The 16,555-nt window shown below is 71.3% G+C and carries 14 protein-coding genes; 4 read left to right on the top strand and 10 right to left on the bottom strand.

All coding sequences use genetic code 11. The annotated features are described in order from the left end of the window. Positions 1-5: 5 nt before the first annotated feature. Together FHR37_RS23680 and FHR37_RS23685 are read right to left on the bottom strand one after the other, a co-directional pair. Positions 6-830 (bottom strand): phytanoyl-CoA dioxygenase family protein, encoded by an 825-nt coding sequence (locus FHR37_RS23680; RefSeq protein WP_237768504.1) that lies wholly within the window; start codon positions 828-830, stop codon positions 6-8. A 149-nt stretch (positions 831-979) separates the two neighbouring features. Continuing rightward, the gene (locus tag FHR37_RS23685) at positions 980-1,747 is read right to left on the bottom strand and encodes an SDR family NAD(P)-dependent oxidoreductase (RefSeq protein WP_092879623.1); all 768 of its coding nucleotides are present in this window, start codon (positions 1,745-1,747) and stop codon (positions 980-982) included. 115 nt (positions 1,748-1,862) lie between these two features. On the opposite strand from FHR37_RS23685, the gene FHR37_RS23690 reads away from it, so the two are divergent. Continuing rightward, positions 1,863-2,951: a mandelate racemase/muconate lactonizing enzyme family protein gene (locus tag FHR37_RS23690; protein ID WP_092879620.1), complete on the top strand. Its 1,089-nt coding sequence runs from the start codon at positions 1,863-1,865 to the stop codon at positions 2,949-2,951. Between the two features lie 63 nt (positions 2,952-3,014). Here FHR37_RS23690 and FHR37_RS23695 read toward each other — a convergent pair whose 3' ends face one another. Together FHR37_RS23695 and FHR37_RS23700 are read right to left on the bottom strand one after the other, a co-directional pair. Continuing rightward, on the bottom strand, positions 3,015-3,815 hold the full coding sequence (locus tag FHR37_RS23695; RefSeq protein ID WP_092879617.1) for a class I SAM-dependent methyltransferase: 801 nt from the start codon (positions 3,813-3,815) through the stop codon (positions 3,015-3,017). 52 nt (positions 3,816-3,867) lie between these two features. Further along, positions 3,868-4,500: a cysteine hydrolase family protein gene (locus FHR37_RS23700; RefSeq protein WP_092879614.1), complete on the bottom strand. Its 633-nt coding sequence runs from the start codon at positions 4,498-4,500 to the stop codon at positions 3,868-3,870. Positions 4,501-4,680: 180 nt separating this feature from the next. On the opposite strand from FHR37_RS23700, the gene FHR37_RS23705 reads away from it, so the two are divergent. Further along, positions 4,681-5,256 carry an ArsR/SmtB family transcription factor gene (locus tag FHR37_RS23705; RefSeq protein WP_092879610.1) on the top strand — a complete coding sequence of 192 codons (576 nt, stop codon included), beginning with the start codon at positions 4,681-4,683 and terminating at the stop codon, positions 5,254-5,256. Then, positions 5,253-6,497 (top strand): MFS transporter, encoded by a 1,245-nt coding sequence (locus FHR37_RS23710; protein ID WP_092879607.1) that lies wholly within the window; start codon positions 5,253-5,255, stop codon positions 6,495-6,497. Before FHR37_RS23705 ends, FHR37_RS23710 begins: the two co-directional genes overlap by 4 nt. Here FHR37_RS23710 and FHR37_RS23715 read toward each other — a convergent pair. From FHR37_RS23715 to FHR37_RS23740, 6 genes are all read right to left on the bottom strand, one after another. Beyond that, complete coding sequence (locus FHR37_RS23715; RefSeq protein WP_175542278.1) at positions 6,473-7,981, bottom strand: hypothetical protein; 1,509 nt, start codon at positions 7,979-7,981, stop codon at positions 6,473-6,475. The genes FHR37_RS23710 and FHR37_RS23715 overlap by 25 nt on opposite strands. Before the next feature lie 27 nt (positions 7,982-8,008). After that, entirely contained in the window at positions 8,009-9,640 is a 1,632-nt protein-coding gene (locus tag FHR37_RS23720) for a hypothetical protein (RefSeq protein WP_202817848.1), read from the bottom strand. Between the two features lie 85 nt (positions 9,641-9,725). After that, a complete protein-coding gene (locus tag FHR37_RS23725) occupies positions 9,726-11,435 on the bottom strand; it encodes a cellulase family glycosylhydrolase (protein ID WP_092879598.1) in 1,710 nt (569 codons plus the stop codon). A 140-nt stretch (positions 11,436-11,575) separates the two neighbouring features. After that, entirely contained in the window at positions 11,576-13,468 is a 1,893-nt protein-coding gene (locus FHR37_RS23730) for an ABC transporter ATP-binding protein (protein ID WP_092879595.1), read from the bottom strand. After that, positions 13,465-15,267, bottom strand: a complete 1,803-nt coding sequence (locus FHR37_RS23735; RefSeq protein WP_092879592.1) for an ABC transporter ATP-binding protein — start codon at positions 15,265-15,267, stop codon at positions 13,465-13,467. The genes FHR37_RS23730 and FHR37_RS23735 overlap by 4 nt, the downstream gene beginning before the upstream one ends. A 63-nt stretch (positions 15,268-15,330) precedes the next feature. Then, positions 15,331-15,855 carry an SRPBCC family protein gene (locus FHR37_RS23740; RefSeq protein ID WP_092879589.1) on the bottom strand — a complete coding sequence of 175 codons (525 nt, stop codon included), beginning with the start codon at positions 15,853-15,855 and terminating at the stop codon, positions 15,331-15,333. A gap of 253 nt (positions 15,856-16,108) precedes the next feature. Here FHR37_RS23740 and FHR37_RS23745 point away from each other — a divergent pair, with 253 nt between their 5' ends. Continuing rightward, entirely contained in the window at positions 16,109-16,534 is a 426-nt protein-coding gene (locus FHR37_RS23745; protein ID WP_092879587.1) for a YciI family protein, read from the top strand. The last annotated feature ends 21 nt before the right edge of the window (positions 16,535-16,555 follow it).

Below are 16,555 nucleotides of genomic sequence, written 5' to 3' on the forward strand. Positions count from 1 at the left end.
CCGCGTCAGGGCACCGGCTGGGCCACCGGCGGGCGGGCCGGCGCGACCGGCTGCAGGATCCGCCGCCGCTCCGGGGTCAGCCGCTCCAGCAGCTCGGGCGAGTACTCGTAGTTGAAGCGCGTACGTGCCCAGGAAGGCCCGTAGCGGTAGATGAGGACCCGGCGCTCGCCCGGGTTGGTACGGCTGCTGCCGCCGTGCATCAACCCGTCCACGAACAACAGCGCGTCGCCCTTGTCCAGGTGCAACGGGATCGCGCCCTCGAGGGTGTCCATCCGGTCACCGGCCGCGTAGTCACCGGCCAGCGGGTGCACGAAGTTCGACTTGTGGCTGCCCGGGATCACCATGGTGGGACCGTCGCCCTCGCCCACGTCGGTGAGCGCCAGGATGATGTTCACCTGGCCGCAGCGGAAGACGCCGTTCTTGTACTGGAAGGCGCCGCGCATCGCGCCCTGGAAGCCGCCGCTGTGCACCGGGTGGTGGCCACCGGAGGTCCGGATGGAGGCGATGCACTCGTCGATGAAGACGCCTTCCACGTAACACTTCTCCTCACCGGCGAAGTGGGTGACCAGGCTGATCCAGGACGGGTGGTCGATGAGCCGCTCGAACGGCTCGCCGGCCTCGACGACGTTGTGCAGTTCGAAGCCGGTCTCGTCGGTGTAGTCGCGGCGCTGCGCGTTGCCCCACCACTGCCCGGGCGCGAGCTCGGGGAAGGTGTCGAACGCGTGGTTGAGGTCGTCCAGGAGCTCCGGCTCGACGGCGTTCTTCAGCACCAGATAGCCACGAAGGTCGAACAGGAAGTCGTCCAGCGGGGTCGGCTGCTTTCGTTCCACGGGTCTCCACCTCTTCCGAGCACGGCTGTACGCCAGATCCACACCGACCATAGGGGCGGAGGATCCGGGTGCGCCTCCAGCATCCTCCGCCCTGCTTCCCGGATCGTCCGGCCGTCCGCCATCGGACACTTCCGCGCGGGGACGCGGACTCAGAAGGCCGTGTAGCCACCGTCCACGACAAGGACGGACCCGGTCATGAACGACGCGGCCGGGCCGGCCAGGAACACCACGCTCGGTGCGATCTCCTCCGGTGTGGCGTACCGCTGCTGCGGCGCGTCCTCGATCCACTGCCGCCGGAACTCCGGCCGGTCCACCGGCGCCATCTCGGTCTTCACGTAACCGGGCGCGAGCGCGTTGACCCGGATGTCGTACGGCGCCCACTCCGCCGCCAGCGACTTCGTCAGCTGGTGCACGGCCGCCTTCGACGCGTTGTAGGCGGGCTGCCACTGCGGGCGGTTGACGATCACGCCGGAAATCGAACCCACGTTGACGATCGAGCCGCCTCCGTTGGCCGCCATGTGCTTGCCGGCGACCCGGCAGCACCGCCACAGCGCACGGACGTTGAGGTCGAACACCTGGTCCCACTCCTCGTCGGTGACCTCCCACGACGGCGCGTGGAAGCACACCCCGGCGTTGTTGACCAGGATGTCCAGGCCGCCGAGCGAGCTGACGGTCTCCTCCACCGCGCGGTCCACGTCGGCGGCGACGGTGATGTCCCCGGTGATCGGCACCGCGCGGACGCCGTTTTCGGCCAGCTCCGCGGCGGCGCGCTCGTTGCGGTCGGCGTGCCGGGAGACGAAGGCGACCTCGGCGCCGGCCTGGGCCAGGGCGACCGTGAAGGCTTTGCCGAGGCCGCGGTTGCCGCCGGTGACCAGGGCCTTGCGACCCGCGAGGCTGAAGCTGTCGAAGACGTTCACGCGCTGTCCCTTCGGTTGGCCGATCTGCGTCCCAAAGCTATCCGGCCCGCTGTGGACCTGCCGGGCCTGCCGGTGCTGCCGGTAGCGTCGGGACTCCCGAGCCAGTGGAGGACGGATGAGCAGGGTGGTCAGCGCGTCGGCGTACCTCGTCGACCTGGAGGTGGAGACCCCGCGAACCGACGCGGTGCAGTCGTTCGTCAAGCAGGAGACGGTGTTCGTCGAGCTCGCCACCGACGACGGGCACACCGGACTCGGCTACAGCTACACGATCGGCACCGGCGGGCACGCCGTCCTGGCGCTGTTGCGGCACGACCTGCTGCCGCGGCTGGTGGGCACCGAGGCCGGCGACATCGAGGCGCGGTGGAACGACCTGTACGCCGTGACCCGGGCGACCAGCATCGGCGTCATCACCGCGCTCGCCCTGGCCGCCGTGGACACCGCCCTGTGGGACATCCGCTGCCGGCGCGCGGGTGAGCCGCTGTGGCGGATGGCCGGCGGGTTCCGGCGGCAGGTGCCGGTCTACGACACCGAGGGCGGCTGGCTGCACCTGCCGACCGAGGAGCTCGTCGCCGGTGCGGCCGCCTCCCGCGACGCCGGGTTGTTCGGGGTGAAACTCAAGGTGGGCAAGCGACTCGTCGCCGAGGACGTCGCACGCATCGCCGCCGTCCGAGCCGAGGTCGGTTCCGGCATGGAGATCATGGTCGATGCCAACCAGTCGTTGACAGTGGCCGGCGCGACCCGGCGGGCGAGGGCGTTCGAGGAGCTGGACGTCGCCTGGCTGGAGGAGCCGCTGCCGGCCGACGACGTGTCGGGGCACGCGTTGCTGGCCCGGGCTAGTTCGGTTCCGGTCGCGGTGGGCGAGTCGTTGTACTCCCTCGGACAGTTCCGCGGCTACCTCGAGGCCGGTGCGGCCGGAATCGTGCAGGTCGACGTGGCCCGGATCGGCGGCATCACGCCCTGGCTGAAGGTCGCCCACCTGGCGGAGGCGTTCAACGTCGCGGTGGCGCCGCACTTCCTGATGGAGCTGCACGTGAGCCTCGCCGCCGCCGTGCCGAACGGCTCCTACGTCGAGCACATCCCGCAGCTGCGGGCGATCACCACCGAGGAGCTGAGGATCGTCGACGGGCACGCGGTCGTGCCGGAAGCGCCGGGGCTCGGCATCGCGTGGAATCAGGACGCGATCGACGACCGCCGGGTCGCCTGACGCTATGCGAACCAGGACGCGATCGACGACCGCCGGGTCGCCTGACGCCCGGCGGAACGGCGGTCAGCGGCGGCGGCCGACGGTGAGCACCGACGCCCAGTGCCGGGTCAGCCGGCCGTCGGGGCGGGCCGCGAGCCGGCGGCGGATCTCGCCGTACAGTCGGTCGCGCTTGTCCGGGCCCATCGCGATGTGCCCGGAGAACGTGTCCAGCAAGGCGATGTACTCCTCGGCGGTGTAGCGGATCCCCCACACGTAACGGCGTACCGCCACCGGCTCGAAGTGGCCTGACTCCTCGAACTCCCCCGCCAGGTCCGGCGCCTCCTCCGGCGGAGGCGGCGGCCACCGGTCGCCGGGCCGGTCCTCGCCGAGCTCGACGTAGACCTCCTGGATCTGTTCGAAGAACGGGTCGTACCCGGCCGGGAAGCCGTGCACGGCGTTCCACACCGCGAGGTGCCCGCCCGGCCGCAGCAGTTCCGCGGCCCTGGCGTACTTCACCGCCGGGTCGATCCAGGCCCAGGCGGTCGCGGCGTAGACGAGGCCGAACGGCGGACCGCCGGCCGGACCCGGCCAGTCCTCGAACGACGCGGTGACGACCTCGACGTCCGGGAAGCCGGCCAGGTTGTGCCGGGCCTGCTCGGCCAGCGCCGGTCCCAGCTCCACGGCGGTGATCGCGAACCCGGCCCGGGCCAGCGGCAAGGTGGCCTTGCCCGGGCCGCAGCCCACCTCCAGCAGGCGGTCCGGGGGGTTCAGCCCGGTGACGTCGAGCAGGTCGGCGTACACCTGCCCGGGATAGTCGGGACGGGCCGACTGGTACGACACCGCCGCCTCGTCGAAGGTGGTCCGCAGCCGCCGATCGTCAGACATCGCGCCATCATGCACCGGCCGGCTCCCCGGAGCACCCCAATTAGGGCCAGTCCTAGGCGACCGTGGGCATCGCCTCCGCCGGGGGTTCGATGGTGGCCTCCCGGGCGAAGGTGAAGCCGGCGTCGACGGAGGTGACCGTGGCCAGGCCGCACGCGTCCAGCACCTCCAGCGAGATCTCGTGCAGGCGTGGCGTCTGGGCCGCGCAGCAGTCCGACAGCACCGTCACCTCGTAGTCGTGCATGAACGCCGACCTGGCCGTCGACTCCACGCTGATGTTGGTGACGACGCCGGCGAGGACGAGTTCGGTGACGCCGAGCCCCCGCAGCAGCGGGTCCAGGGAGGTCCACACGAACGCGTCGAAGCGCACCTTGTCGACCGTCAGGTCGTCGGGCAGCGCGCCGAGTTCGGCGACGAGCGCGCTGTCCCAGGTGCCCGCGACCAGTCCGTCCAGCCGCGCCAGCTTGGGGTTCAGCCGGGCGGCGTTGGGTCCCTCGTCGGCGCGGCCGGGCCGGTAGCCGTGCCGGGTGAAGATCACGGGTACGCGGTTGCGGCGCGCGTCGGCGACCACCTCGGCGGTGGTCCGTACGGCCTGGTCCACGTCGGCGAGCTTCATGCCCACGTGCGCGAGTGATCCCTCCGGATGACAGAAACCGTTCTGCATGTCGATGACGACGAGCGCTCTCATGGCGCCACCTTCCCCAGGCGAGTGGCAGGTTCCGCGACGACTTCCTGCAGACGTTAGGAAGCCGGTGTTGCCGCCAAGTGAACTTGCATACGCGCCGGGTTACAAGCAGGAGTCGCCGGCCGAACACGACCTTCCAACAATTATTTGACGGTCGGGGCGCCGAGCCACTACCGTCCCCGCATGCCGTCGGAGATCAAGAGCATGCGGGCCGTGGCCCACCCGGTCCGGCTTCGCATGCTCTCCCTGCTCACCGGTGCGCCGATGTCGGCCACCGAGCTCGCCCAGGAGTTGGACATCACCCACGCCAACGCGTCCTACCACCTGCGGCTGCTGGTGGCGGCCGGCATGCTGGAGCCGGCCGGTGAGGAGAACGTCCGCGGCGGAGTCGCCAAGCGCTACCGCTATCTCGCCCGCACACCCGGGACTCCCGGGGCAGCCGGGTCACCCGGTACGACGGCGCCGCCCGGCGAGGTCGACCTCGAGCAGTTGCCGGTCTGGCAGGCGATCGCGGACGAACTCGTCCGGCGCGCGCACCACCAGATCCGCGCCGGCCATCCGGCCTCCCTCACCGACGCCGACCTCTGGGTCGAGCCCGAGACCTGGCAGCGGGTGGTCGCCCTCACCGCCGAGGCGTCCAACCTGCTGCACACGAACGCCCGCCGGCCTCGCACGTCCGGCACCATCCGGGTCAACGCGACGATGGCGCTGTTCGAGCTCGACCCGAAGGAGACCGCACAGAAGGGGAACGGGCGATGATCGACCGGCACTCGCTGGCGCCGTTGCGCCACCGGCGCTTCCGCTACTTCCTCGGCGCCCGCTTCTCCACCCTGCTGGGCAGCGCGATCGCGCCGATCGCGGTCGCGTTCGCGGTGCTCGACCTGACCCACTCCCCGTCGGCCCTGGGACTGGTGCTCGCCGCCCGGACGATCCCGATGGTCGTGCTGGTGTTGTTCGGCGGGGTGCTCGCCGACCGGATCCGCCGCGACGTCGTTCTCCTCACCGCCAACCTGCTGTGCTTCGGCACCCAATCGCTGGCCGCGGTCCTGCTGCTCACGGGGAACGCCGACGTCTGGCAGATCGCCGCGATCGAGGCAGTCAACGGCGCGGCCGCCGCGTTCACCTTCCCGGCACTGCAGGGACTGATGCCGCAACTCGTGGACCGCACCGAACTCCAGCAGGCGAACGCGCTGAACGGCCTGAGCCGCAACATCACCATGATCGGCGGCGGGGCGGTGGGCGGTGCGCTGGTCGGATTCCTCGGCCCCGGTTGGGGACTGGCCGTGGACGCGGTGACGTTCGGCGTGGCGGCGGTGCTGATCTCCCGGCTCCGGCTGGCCCGGGTGCCGCGCGAGGCCGGGCAGCGGTCCTCCACCTGGACCGACCTGCGGGTGGGCTGGCAGGAGTTCGTCTCCAGGCGCTGGGTCTGGGTGATCGTACTCGCGTTCAGCGTGTTCAACGCGGTGACCGCGGGCGCCGTGCAGACTCTCGGACCGGTCATCGCCGACGAGACCTTCGGCCGGGTGGGCTGGGGACTGGTGCAGTCGGCCGGCGGCGTGGGCCTGGTGGTCGGTGCGCTCGTGATGCTGCGCTGGCGGCCGCGCCGGCCGCTCGTGGTCGGTATGTTCGGCTGCGGGATCGCGGTGTTCGAGCTGCTGCTGCTGGGGTTGTCACCCACGCTCGCGCCACTGCTCGCGATCGGTTTCCTGGTCGGCATCGGCACCGACCTGTTCGGCATCGGCTGGGAGACCGCGTTGCAGGAACACGTGCCGACCGACCGGCTGTCCCGGGTCGCCTCCTACGACATGCTGGGCTCGCTGGTCGCGGTGCCGGTGGGGCAGCTCACGGCCGGGCCGCTGGCCGCGGTGTTCGGCGCGTCCGAGGTCGTGGTGGGCGGTGCGGTCGTACTAGCGGTGGTCGTGGCGCTCACCGCCGCGGACTCCTCCGTACGCGGGCTGCGCCGGACCGACGTCGCTCAGCGGGTCGACACCCCGATGTAGGCGTGCTCGGTGTCGCCCTCCGTCGAGGCCGAGACCGGTGTCCCGTCGGCGAGCACCACCTGCGCCGCCACGTGCAGCATGTTGGCGACCTCGAGGTCCCAGGTGGACAGCTGGATCCGGACCTCGTCGTCGGCGCCGAAGCCGGCCGGCGTACTGCCGTCGCGAGGTGCGGGAAGGTCCACCGTCCAGGCGTGGAAACCGTCCGGAGCCGCGTGTGCCGGCAGCTTCCTCCACAGCGCAGTGCTGCCGGATCGTCGGGTGCGCACGGTGAACCATGCGCGCGAGGCCGGGTTGGTGACTGTCAACCGGACGTGGACAGGTGGCAGCGAGACGCTGGTGTCGTTGACGAAACCGACGGTCAGGTTGGCCGATCCGGGGACCGTGACCGCCTCGGGCGTACGGATGTGGACGGTCGGCAGCAACACGTGCAGTTTCCGGTACGCCGTACCGAGGTCCGCGCCCTCGCTCGTCAGGGCGCCGGAGCCGAACCGGGTCCGGTCCCGCAGCGAGAACGACAGCAGCTTGTCGTTCTGTACGGAGCCGGGCCGCAGCGTGAGCCGGAAGCGGTAGGTGTGGTGGTAGCCGGCCGGCATCGCCGCGTCGGCGGTCGGTGACGCCAGCACACTGTGGTCGTCCGCTGCCCGCAGCGTGAGCCGGTGCCAGCCGCCGCCGCGGAAAACCTCCAACCGCAGATGGTCGGCCGCCGCGAAGTCGATGCCGAGGTCGAGACCCGCCCGGCGGTACGACCGGCCGGTGGTGTTGTCGACGGTGGCGGTGAACTCGACCGGTGCGCCGCCGACCGGCACGCGCCGCTCGGGCAAGGTGAGGTTGACAGGAGTGCCCACAGGTGGGTTCAGCGCGAACACCGGCCCGGGGGCAGAGCTGTCGTCGCGGTGGCTCGGGTCGCCCAGATCCAGTCTGGTCCGGGCCCAGAAGTTCACCCCGTCGTGGTAGGTCCTCGGCACAGCGACCCGTAGCCGGGAGGTCCGGGTCTCGTGGGGCCGAAGGCGTACCGGCGCCAGCTCGCTGTGGAGCGCTTCGGGTTCGTCCTCGCTGATCCACGTCATCGTCAGTCGGTGCCACCCGGCGTCGTCGTGGTACTCCAGCCGCAACTCGTCCGCCTTCAGGCCCCAGGGAAGGGTGAACGACAGACCGGCGCGGACGGCCCGCCCGGTCGGGTTGGTGACCTCGACCCCGAACCGCGCGGGCGGCCCGCCGGGCGTCAGCTCACAGTCCTCGTTCCTGATGGCGACGATCCGCGGCACGTCGGCCGACGGGGACGGCGTGGGCGCGACGGTCGGCGTGCAGTCGAGGTTCGAAGCCGGAGCGGTGCTCGGGGCCGACGTGGCCGGGGTGCTCGGGGTGCTCGGCCGGGTGGTCGCGCCGGACGGTGCGGTGGACGTCGTGCCACACGCGGCCAGCATCACCGACGCCACCAGGGTGAGCCCCGCGGCGACCGCTGCGAGAGAACCCCTGCGGATCACCGGCAGAGCATACCGATCACCGGCCGGTCACTGGTAGGAGACGAAGACCGGGGTCGGACTGACCTCCATCGTCTGCCGCGGGGTGAACGTCGGGCTGTCCGCGCGGTAGAAGTTCTTCCACCCCCACCGGACGTCGGCCGGTGCGTTGCGGTGCAGCGTGTTCCAGGTCTCGAACTTCTCCCCGGGAGTGCCGAAACCGTCGGCGTGGATGAGCACCTGGATGTCGTCGTAGTCGGTGTGCACCGCGGACCGGTCGGAGATCATGTCCAGCCTGAACTGGTGCAGCATCAGCAGCTTCTGCGGCAGGTGGTTCTTCCGGGTGAAGTCGGCCAGCCACTCGGCCGTCCGGTTGACCTCGGCCGCGCCGACCGAACCGATCACGCTCATCGGCCGCTGGGGCGGCTCGAGCCGCCACTCCGGGTCCAGGGCCAGGCCGACGTTCGGCAGCTTGAGCAGTGAGGCGTACCGCTTGGCCTGGGTCAGGAAGTCGGTGTAGCCGGGCTGCAGGTCGAGCACGACGTACAGGCCCTCGCGGTGCGCCGCCTCGACCCACGGCCGCAGCGTGTCGACCGACGTCTCGTTGGAGTAGTTGCCGTCCCCTCCGGCGGAGGAGGAGGACACGGTGGTGATGATCTCGAACGCGGGTACGACCTTCTCCTTGCTCAGCGGCTGGTAGTCGGCGGCGACCCGCTTGGCCCGGGCGATGGCCTCGTCGAGTGGCTGCTGCCCGAGCGAGCCGAGCGCCGAGCTGCCCGGGTGGCCGTAGAGCGCCACCATCCGGCGGCCGGGAAACACCACCTGGCCGCCGCCGGGCAACTGGACGCCGGTCGCGGCCACGTCGACGCGTGCGCGCAGCCGGTCGGCCGGCCCGAAGTCGCTGCCCAGCGCGAGGACCCGGGACGCGTCGTCCTTGGCCAGCGCGGTGACGGCATCACCGTCGGCGCGCGGGTCGGCGCTGCTGGTCCGCACCACCCGCGCACCGGTGGCGCGCGCGGTGGCCGTGGCCGCCCGGCCGGCGGGCCGGTCGAGTGCGAGGACCACCAGGTCCTTCAGCGGAGTTGGCGGCTCGATGCCGGCCACGTCGCCGCCGGACGCGTCCGGTGCGTTCTTCCGTGCCCACGCCTTCGCCGTACCTACCGGAACGACCGTGCGTACCTTCAGCCGATCCAGCTCGGCGCGCACCGCGTCACCGGCCGCCTTCGCGGCCTCGGCGGTGCCGCCGGCCGCCGGAGTGACCAGCAGCGGAACGCCGAGCCGCTCGGCCGTCGCGGTGGCCTTGGTCAGACTGCCCTGGTCGCCGTCGGCGACCAGGACGGCGGCCGGTGACCGCTGGTAGAGGGACCGGCTCGCGCCGAGCGCGAGTTGTGCCGCGGTCGTTCCGGCGACCACCGTGGCCGGGTCCTTCGGCACGGCGGTGACGGCCTGCTCGCGATCGGCGGTCGCACTCGGACTCGCACTCGGACTCGCGTCCTTGTCCGCACCCGGACCCCCGTCCGCACCGCCGTCGCCACCCTTGTCCGTCGCCCCCGACGTGCACCCTGCCATGGCCAGGACGGCCAGAACACACACGAGCACGGCTGCCAGCAGGCGCGCGCGACTCCGGGCCGGACCCACCCGGGTCGTGCCGGTCGGTCGTTCGCTGCCCCCGTTGAAGATCACCGCCCGAGCCTAACTGTCGCAACCGGTAGGTGCTCGCGCACATGCCGCTGCCACGCGGGCCGGACCGGGACAGCCGGCACCGGGCCTACCCCGCGGGCGCGCCGGCGATGGCCGTACCTGCCTTCGTCACCGTGTAGTCGAGCACCGCGCCACTCCAGAAGTGGAATCGCAGGTGGACGACGCCGTCGTTCAGTTCGGCGAAGAACGCGGGCAGCAGCCTGATGTCGCCGGTGTCGTACGAGGGAGTGAAGGACGCGCCGAACTCCTTGTACGACGTCCAGTTCGCCGGCCCGGCGTTGGTCCCGTCGGGATAGACCGCCTCCATCGTGGCCAGCCGGTCGCCGTTGAACGCGGTCGGCACCGCGAACGCGTCGGACGTCCCGGTCGCCGCGCCCAGCACGGGACGGTCCGCGACGACGACCTCGAACCTCCAGGTCGAGCCGGCGGAGAACCTCGCGGTCAGGACGGCGTTCGTGCCGTAGTCGCCGCCGGCGGTCAGCGACGCCAGCAGATCCGCCCGGAACGTCAGCCGGTCGCCGTCCAGCACGTAGTCGCGCCCGGCCCGCAGCACCCGGTCGGCGTACTCGATCCGGACCAGCCGGTTGCCGTTGAGGTTCAGGGTGACCGTCCGGTCGGCGGGTGCGTCGCCCTTGCCCACGAACACCAGGTCGCTGCTCGCGGTGGACGAACGCGCCACCCAGCTCGTCCGCATCACGTCGTAGAGGGCGGTGTCGCGCCACCGGTAGGCGACCCGGTCGAAGTGCTGGCCGTTGTCCCACAGCATCGTGGTGATGTGCCGCTGCCGGGCGTAGTAGCCGAGGTACTCGAAGAACTTCAGCTTCTCGCCCTGCTCGATCGTCCCGGTGTTCTTGTCGAAACCCAGCAGGCCGTACTCCCCCAGCACCACCGGGATGCCGGCCGCGACCAGCGTGTCGTGCACCCGGTCGAAGGCGTCGGTCAGGTCCTGCTTCGCGGCGTCGTCGAAGCGGGTGCCGCCGGCGATGTTCACGCTGAACGGGTAGTAGCCGTAGTAGTGCACGGTGGCGATGATCCGGTCGTCGTGCAGCGTGGTGATGGTCTTCCTCAGCTCGTCCAGCCGGGCCTGCGACGGTGAGCCGGTGAGCGTCGGCAGCACCAGCGGACGGGTCGCGTTACGGCCGCCGGAGTCCCGGACGATCTGGTGGAACGACGTGTTCAGTTCGTCCAGCCACCGGAAGTACTCCGGCGCGTCGGCGTTCCAGTCGCCGGAGAAGCGCGGCTCGTTGATGCTCTCCAGCATCAGCCGGTCGGGCTCGTCCCGCAGCCGGTCGGCGATCTGCGTCCACCCCGCGCGGTACTTCGCCAGCACCTCGTCGTGGTGGTTCGGCATGTCGATGACCCAGGTGCTGGAGTCGTGGTGCATGTTGACCATCACGTAGAAGCCGGTCTGCAACGCCCAGTCGACCACCTGCTCCACCCGGTCCAGGTAGGCCGGGTCGATGGTGTAGTCCGGCGCGGGACCCATGTGCTGGAACCACGTCACCGGGATCCGGATGCTGCGGTAGCCCTGCGCCTTCAGCTGCTGCAGGAACTCCCTCGTCACCCGGGGATTGCCCCACGACGTCTCGTCCGGGCCGGTGGAGTCGAAGGTGTTGCCGAGGTTCCAGCCCGGCTGCATCGCGTCGACGTAGGCCTGCAGGTCATCGGATGGCATGGCGCGTCCCTGGGCGAGCGCCGGTCCGCCGGCGGACGACAACGCGAGGGCCAGCGCGATCGTGAGGGTCGCGAGAAGGGCCCGCCTGCTGCGTCCGAACATTCGGCACGACCCTTCTGGACCGGCTGGTGGACCTTTCCCGGGCACGAACGCACCGGAGCGTAGTTACGCTTACCCACCTGTTCCAGGCGTGACGACGTTCCAGGACGGCCGGACCCGGCCCGCCGGATCCGGCCCGCCGCTCAGACGGTCGCGGTGTCCGGGTCCTCCTCGGCCTCGACCACCAACTCCTCCACCCACAGCCGGCGCATCTCCGGGCAGGTCGCCAGCAGGTGCGGCAGCGGTCCGCTGCCGACGACCCGGCCGCGGTCGAGCACCACCACCTGGTCGGCGCGTTGCAGCGCCGCCTTTCGGTGGGACACCACCAACACCGTCTCCGGGCCGCGCCCCTGCTTGGCGGCGTCGGCGATCCGGTCCCACAGCAGGTGCTCGGTCTCCACGTCCAGCGCCGACGACAGGTCGTCGACCACCAGCAGGTCGGGATTGCGTACGAGAGCCCGCGCCGCCGTCGCCCGCTGCACCTGACCTCCGGACAGCCTCACCCCGCGGGGCCCGACCACGGTCTCCAGGCCTTCGGGCATCTCGGCGAGGTCCCGCTCCAGCGCGGCCAGCCGCATCGCGTCCGCGAGGGTGTCCTTGTCGGCGGGCCAGCCGAGCAGGAGGTTCTCCCGCAGCGACTCCGAGAACAGCCGCGGCACCTGTCCGGCGTAGGCGACCCGCCCGGGCACCAGGAACGTGCCCGGGTCGTCCACCTGCTGGTCGTTCCAGCTCACCGTGCCGGAGGTGGCCGGCAGCAGGCCGAGCATCGCCCGGACCAGCGTCGTCTTGCCCGCGCCGACGGCACCGGTGACGACGGTGAAGGATCCGCGTTCGACCCGCAGGTCGACGCCGGCGATCCCGCGGCCGCCGTCGTGGTGGCGTACGGTCAGGCCGCGCACCTCCAGGGAGCGCAGCCGGTCGCCCGCCCCGGCCCGGTCCGGCGCCTCGGTGAGCACCGGCGGCGGCTCCTCGTCGAACCACACAGGTGAGTGCCGGGCCAGGTCGTCGGCGGTCTCGTGCTCGGCCATCAGCCGGGTGAGCCGCTCGGTGGCGACCGCGCCCTGGGGGATGCGGTAGAGCATCCGGCCGAGGATCCGTGGCAGCATCGTCAGCCAGCCGACGTAGCTGGTGAACAACGCCAGGTCGCCGACGGTGAAGTCGCCGCGCCGCATCGCCGGGGCCGCCAGCAGCAGCACCAGGCCGATGCTCACCTCGACGGTCGCACCGGTGACCGTGTCCAGCATGTCCATTGCCAACCGGTCCTTGACAGCGGCCTGCCGGCGGCGCCGGTTGTGTGCCCGCAGCCGGTCCAGGACGGCGTTCTCCGCACCGGCGGTCTTGATCGCGAGCACGCCCGCGAACGTCTCGCCCACGAACGCCGTCACCGCCGCACCCAGCTCGCGGGCCCGGGCGTGGATGCGCCGGATCACCTCGCTGAGCACCCGGATGAGGACGACCACGACCGTCAGCGGGAGCACCAGGACGACGGTGATCACCGGGTCGATCGAGGTCATGATGGCGAACGCGCCGATACCGAACAGCACCGCGCCGATCAGGTCGACGCCGTTGTCGGTGGCGATCACGAGGTCCTCGACGTCGTCCCGGAAGCGGGACACGGCCTCACCGGAGGAGTGCGGCAGCCGGCTCGCCGCCGGGCCGCGGGCGGTGAGGATGGACCGCAGCGCGTTGGACCGCAGCATGGTGCCCGCGCCGATCCACCAGTACGGCCAGATGTTCACCGCAAACCAGAACACCCCGCCGCGGGCCGCCTCCGTCACGACGAACGCCGCGCACAGCCACAGCGCGGTGTCCAGGCCGGCGGTGCTGTGGCCGCTGATCTGGTCGAACAGCCCCTTCAGGATCAGCCCGGTGAGCAGGGGTACGACGAAGAACAGCGACCACAGCAGGCCGCCGACGACGTAGCGGCGCAGGTCGAACCCCACCAGCCGGCGCATCACGAGGAGGACGCCGGACCGCCAGCTCACCGGCGGCCGGGGTGCCCGCGCCCCGGTGGCGGTGTCGGTCGGCGTGCTCATCGGCGTACTCCACTCATCGCTGCGCGGCCTGATCTCCCTGCGTGCCCTGGTCGCGGCCCGGTCAGGCCCGCGGCGGCCAGCAGGTGCGCGAACCTGCTGTCCGGGTCGGCGGCCAGCACCTCGCGCCGGCCGTACTCCACCACCCGGCCGTCGTCGACCACGGCGATCTTGTCCACCCGGGCGAGGGAGGACAGCCGGTGGGCGATGAGGACGGCGGTACGGTCGGTCAGCAGCCGGTCGATCGCGCCCTCGATGTGGTGCTCGGTGGCCGGGTCGAGCCGGCTGGACGCCTCGTCCAGCACGACCAGCCCCGGGTCGGACAGGAACGCCCGGGCGAACGCCAGCAGCTGCGCCTCCCCGGCGGACACGCCGCCGCCCTGGGCGCCGAGCACGGTGTCCAGGCCGTCGGGCAGGGACGCGAGCCAGTCGCCCAGCCCGACCTCGGCGACCACCTCCCGCAGCAGGTCGTCGTCGGCGTCCTGGCGGAACATCATCAGGTTGTCGCGCACGCTGGCGGCGAACAGCTGGACGTCCTGGGTGACCACGCAGATCCGGCGGTGCACCGAGGCGAGGTCGGTGTCGCGCAGGTCGACGCCGCCGAGCCGCACGCTTCCCCGGGTCGGGTCGTACAACCGCAACACCATCCGCGCGATCGTGGTCTTCCCGCTGCCCGTACGCCCCACCAGGCCGAGGGTCTCGCCCGGCGCCAACTCCAGGTTGACATCGGTGAGCACCGGCTCGTCGTCGTCGGCGTAGGCGAAGTGCACGCCGGACAGCTCCAGCCGCAGCGGGCCGGTCGCGGGCAGCGGCGTGGGGTCGGCGGGTTCGGGCAGGGTGCGCCGCTCGGCGAGCAGGCCGCCGATCCGGGCCACGCCCGCGAGGGCCTTCTGGTACTGCTGCAGCTGGTCGATGATCCGCTCGAACGGCGACCGCACCATCTGGGTGTACTGGAACAACAGCACGGCCGTACCCACGGTCAGCGTGCCCGACTGCTGCACCCAGGCCGCGAGCCCGAGCACGAGCGCGGTGCCGGCGGCGAACGCGAGGTTGGTGAGGGCGAACAGCCCGCCACCGATGCGTTCGGCGCGCACTTCGGCGCGGTAGACCTCGGCGCTGGTGCGGTGGAACCGCCGGACCACGTGCTCTCCCGCGCCGTTGGCCCGGATGTCCTCGGCCCCGGCCAGCCGCTCCTCCACGGCGCCGAACAACGCCGCGAACTTCTCGCGTACGCGGGTCATCGCGGGCACCGCGACCCGCTGGGCACGCACCATGAACCAGCCGATGAGGACGCAGTACGCCAGCAGGACCGCACCGATGCGCAGGTCAACGTTGAGCACCACGATCAGCACGCCGACCAGGAGCAGCAGGCTGGCCACGACGTCGAGCAGGAACGCCACCACGAAGTCGGCGAGCGCCACCACGTCACCGTCGACCCGCTCGATCATCTCCCCCGGGGTGCGCTTGCCGTGGTAGCCCATGTCCAGGCCGAGGGCGTGCTCGGCGAGGCGTTCGCGCAGCCGGTTGGTGCCGTCCCAGGCGAGCCGGCTGGCCAGCCAGGCGGTCAGCATCCGGGCGAGCTGGCCGAACACCGCGAGCGCGAGGTAGCCGACCGCCAGCCAGGTGAGCTGCCCGGTGCCCGCGCCGCCGATCGCGTCGTCGACGAACCTGCGGGTCAGTTGCGGCGCCAGCAGCGGCAGGACGGTGGCGACCAGGATGACCGCTGTCAGGGCAAGCGCGGCTCGCCGCCCGGGCCAGAGCAGGCTCAGGACGACACGACGGGAGGAGGGGGAAGCAGACATGATCGCCTCGACGCTACGAGGCGGACGCCTGCGCGGCAATTGGTTTACGGGGGAGGCGACACCCTACCGCGCGTACAGCTTGGTGAGCCCTGCCACGACGTCGTCCCACTCCGGTCCCGGACGGTCGGCCAGGGCCGCGGCCAGCCGGTCGAGGTAGTAGTGCCAGCCGGCGGCCACGTCGGTCACGTCGTCGGCCGACGGCAGCCGATGGACGAAGAGCAGGCTGGTGCCCTCGGCTTCGCCGGTGCCCTCCGGGCTGAGCGTGACCTCCACCCGCCAGCGGGGCTGCCCCGGAACGGACCAGTCGACCACCAGCCGGCGTGGCGGCTCGCACTCCAGGATCTGCACCGGCTCCGGCCCCGCGCCGTCCTCGCCGGTCATGGTGAACTCCACGGTCGACCCGACGCCCGGACTCCCCGTCCAGGTGCCGATCCAGCGGGCCGTCCTGTCGGACTCGGTGACGGCCGCCCACACCTCCTCGACGGGATCCGGGTAGTTCCGGCGGAACTCCAGGCGTACTCCCCCGGTGTCGCCGTCGGTGTCGCCCTCGGGGACCACCCTGCCGAGGTCGGCATGTGTGTCGGTCATGAACGCTCCCGTTGCTCTGTCTGTTGGCCTGTCTGTCTGTTTGTCGTACGACTCGAAGCCACCGACTATAAGACGTGACTTAAATATGCGCCATCGTTCTGACCGCGCACCCGACAGGAAACGTCGAGAAAAAGGTTCGGGCACCGTGTCGAACCGGCGTCCGGTCGTTCGAAGTGTGGTTGGAAGGTGCCTCGAAGCTCGAATCACACAGACTCCAATCACACAGGCTCGAATCACACAGAGGGAGATCGACATGCGGGTGATGGTCCTGGTCAAGGCGGACAACGACTCCGAGGCCGGTGTGATGCCGGAGGAGCAGTTGCTCACCGAGATGGGGAAGTACAACGAGGAGCTGGTCAAGGCCGGGATCATGCTCGCCGGCGACGGCCTGCATCCCAGCTCGAAAGGCGTCCGGGTGCGCTTCTCCGGCAAGGAGCGGTCGGTGATCGACGGGCCGTTCGCGGAGACGAAGGAACTCGTCGCCGGCTACTGGCTGTGGCAGGTCCGCTCGATGGACGAGGCGGTCGAGTGGGTGAAGCGGTGCCCCAACCCGATGCTCGGCGACTCCGAGATCGAGATCCGTCCGGTGTTCGAGGCGGACGACTTCGGCGAGGCGTACACCCCCGAGGCCCGGGAGCGCGCCGAGCGCCTGCGCGCGCAGACCTCGCAGCGGCAGTAGGTCGGCGGGCCGAGCGGCGGT

This window comes from Actinopolymorpha cephalotaxi (genome assembly GCF_013408535.1).
GTDB lineage: Bacteria > Actinomycetota > Actinomycetes > Propionibacteriales > Actinopolymorphaceae > Actinopolymorpha > Actinopolymorpha cephalotaxi.

What these genes read in the sequence shown, in the direction of transcription:
- FHR37_RS23690 (WP_092879620.1), top strand. Translation starts at nt 1,863, where the DNA reads ATGAGCAGGGTGGTCAGCGCGTCGGCGTACCTCGTCGACCTGGAGGTG.
- FHR37_RS23695 (WP_092879617.1), bottom strand. Translation starts at nt 3,815, where the DNA reads ATGTCTGACGATCGGCGGCTGCGGACCACCTTCGACGAGGCGGCGGTG.
- FHR37_RS23700 (WP_092879614.1), bottom strand. Translation starts at nt 4,500, where the DNA reads ATGAGAGCGCTCGTCGTCATCGACATGCAGAACGGTTTCTGTCATCCG.
- FHR37_RS23705 (WP_092879610.1), top strand. Translation starts at nt 4,681, where the DNA reads ATGCCGTCGGAGATCAAGAGCATGCGGGCCGTGGCCCACCCGGTCCGG.
- FHR37_RS23710 (WP_092879607.1), top strand. Translation starts at nt 5,253, where the DNA reads ATGATCGACCGGCACTCGCTGGCGCCGTTGCGCCACCGGCGCTTCCGC.
- FHR37_RS23725 (WP_092879598.1), bottom strand. Translation starts at nt 11,435, where the DNA reads ATGTTCGGACGCAGCAGGCGGGCCCTTCTCGCGACCCTCACGATCGCG.
- FHR37_RS23730 (WP_092879595.1), bottom strand. Translation starts at nt 13,468, where the DNA reads ATGAGCACGCCGACCGACACCGCCACCGGGGCGCGGGCACCCCGGCCG.
- FHR37_RS23735 (WP_092879592.1), bottom strand. Translation starts at nt 15,267, where the DNA reads ATGTCTGCTTCCCCCTCCTCCCGTCGTGTCGTCCTGAGCCTGCTCTGG.
- FHR37_RS23740 (WP_092879589.1), bottom strand. Translation starts at nt 15,855, where the DNA reads ATGACCGACACACATGCCGACCTCGGCAGGGTGGTCCCCGAGGGCGAC.
- FHR37_RS23745 (WP_092879587.1), top strand. Translation starts at nt 16,109, where the DNA reads ATGCGGGTGATGGTCCTGGTCAAGGCGGACAACGACTCCGAGGCCGGT.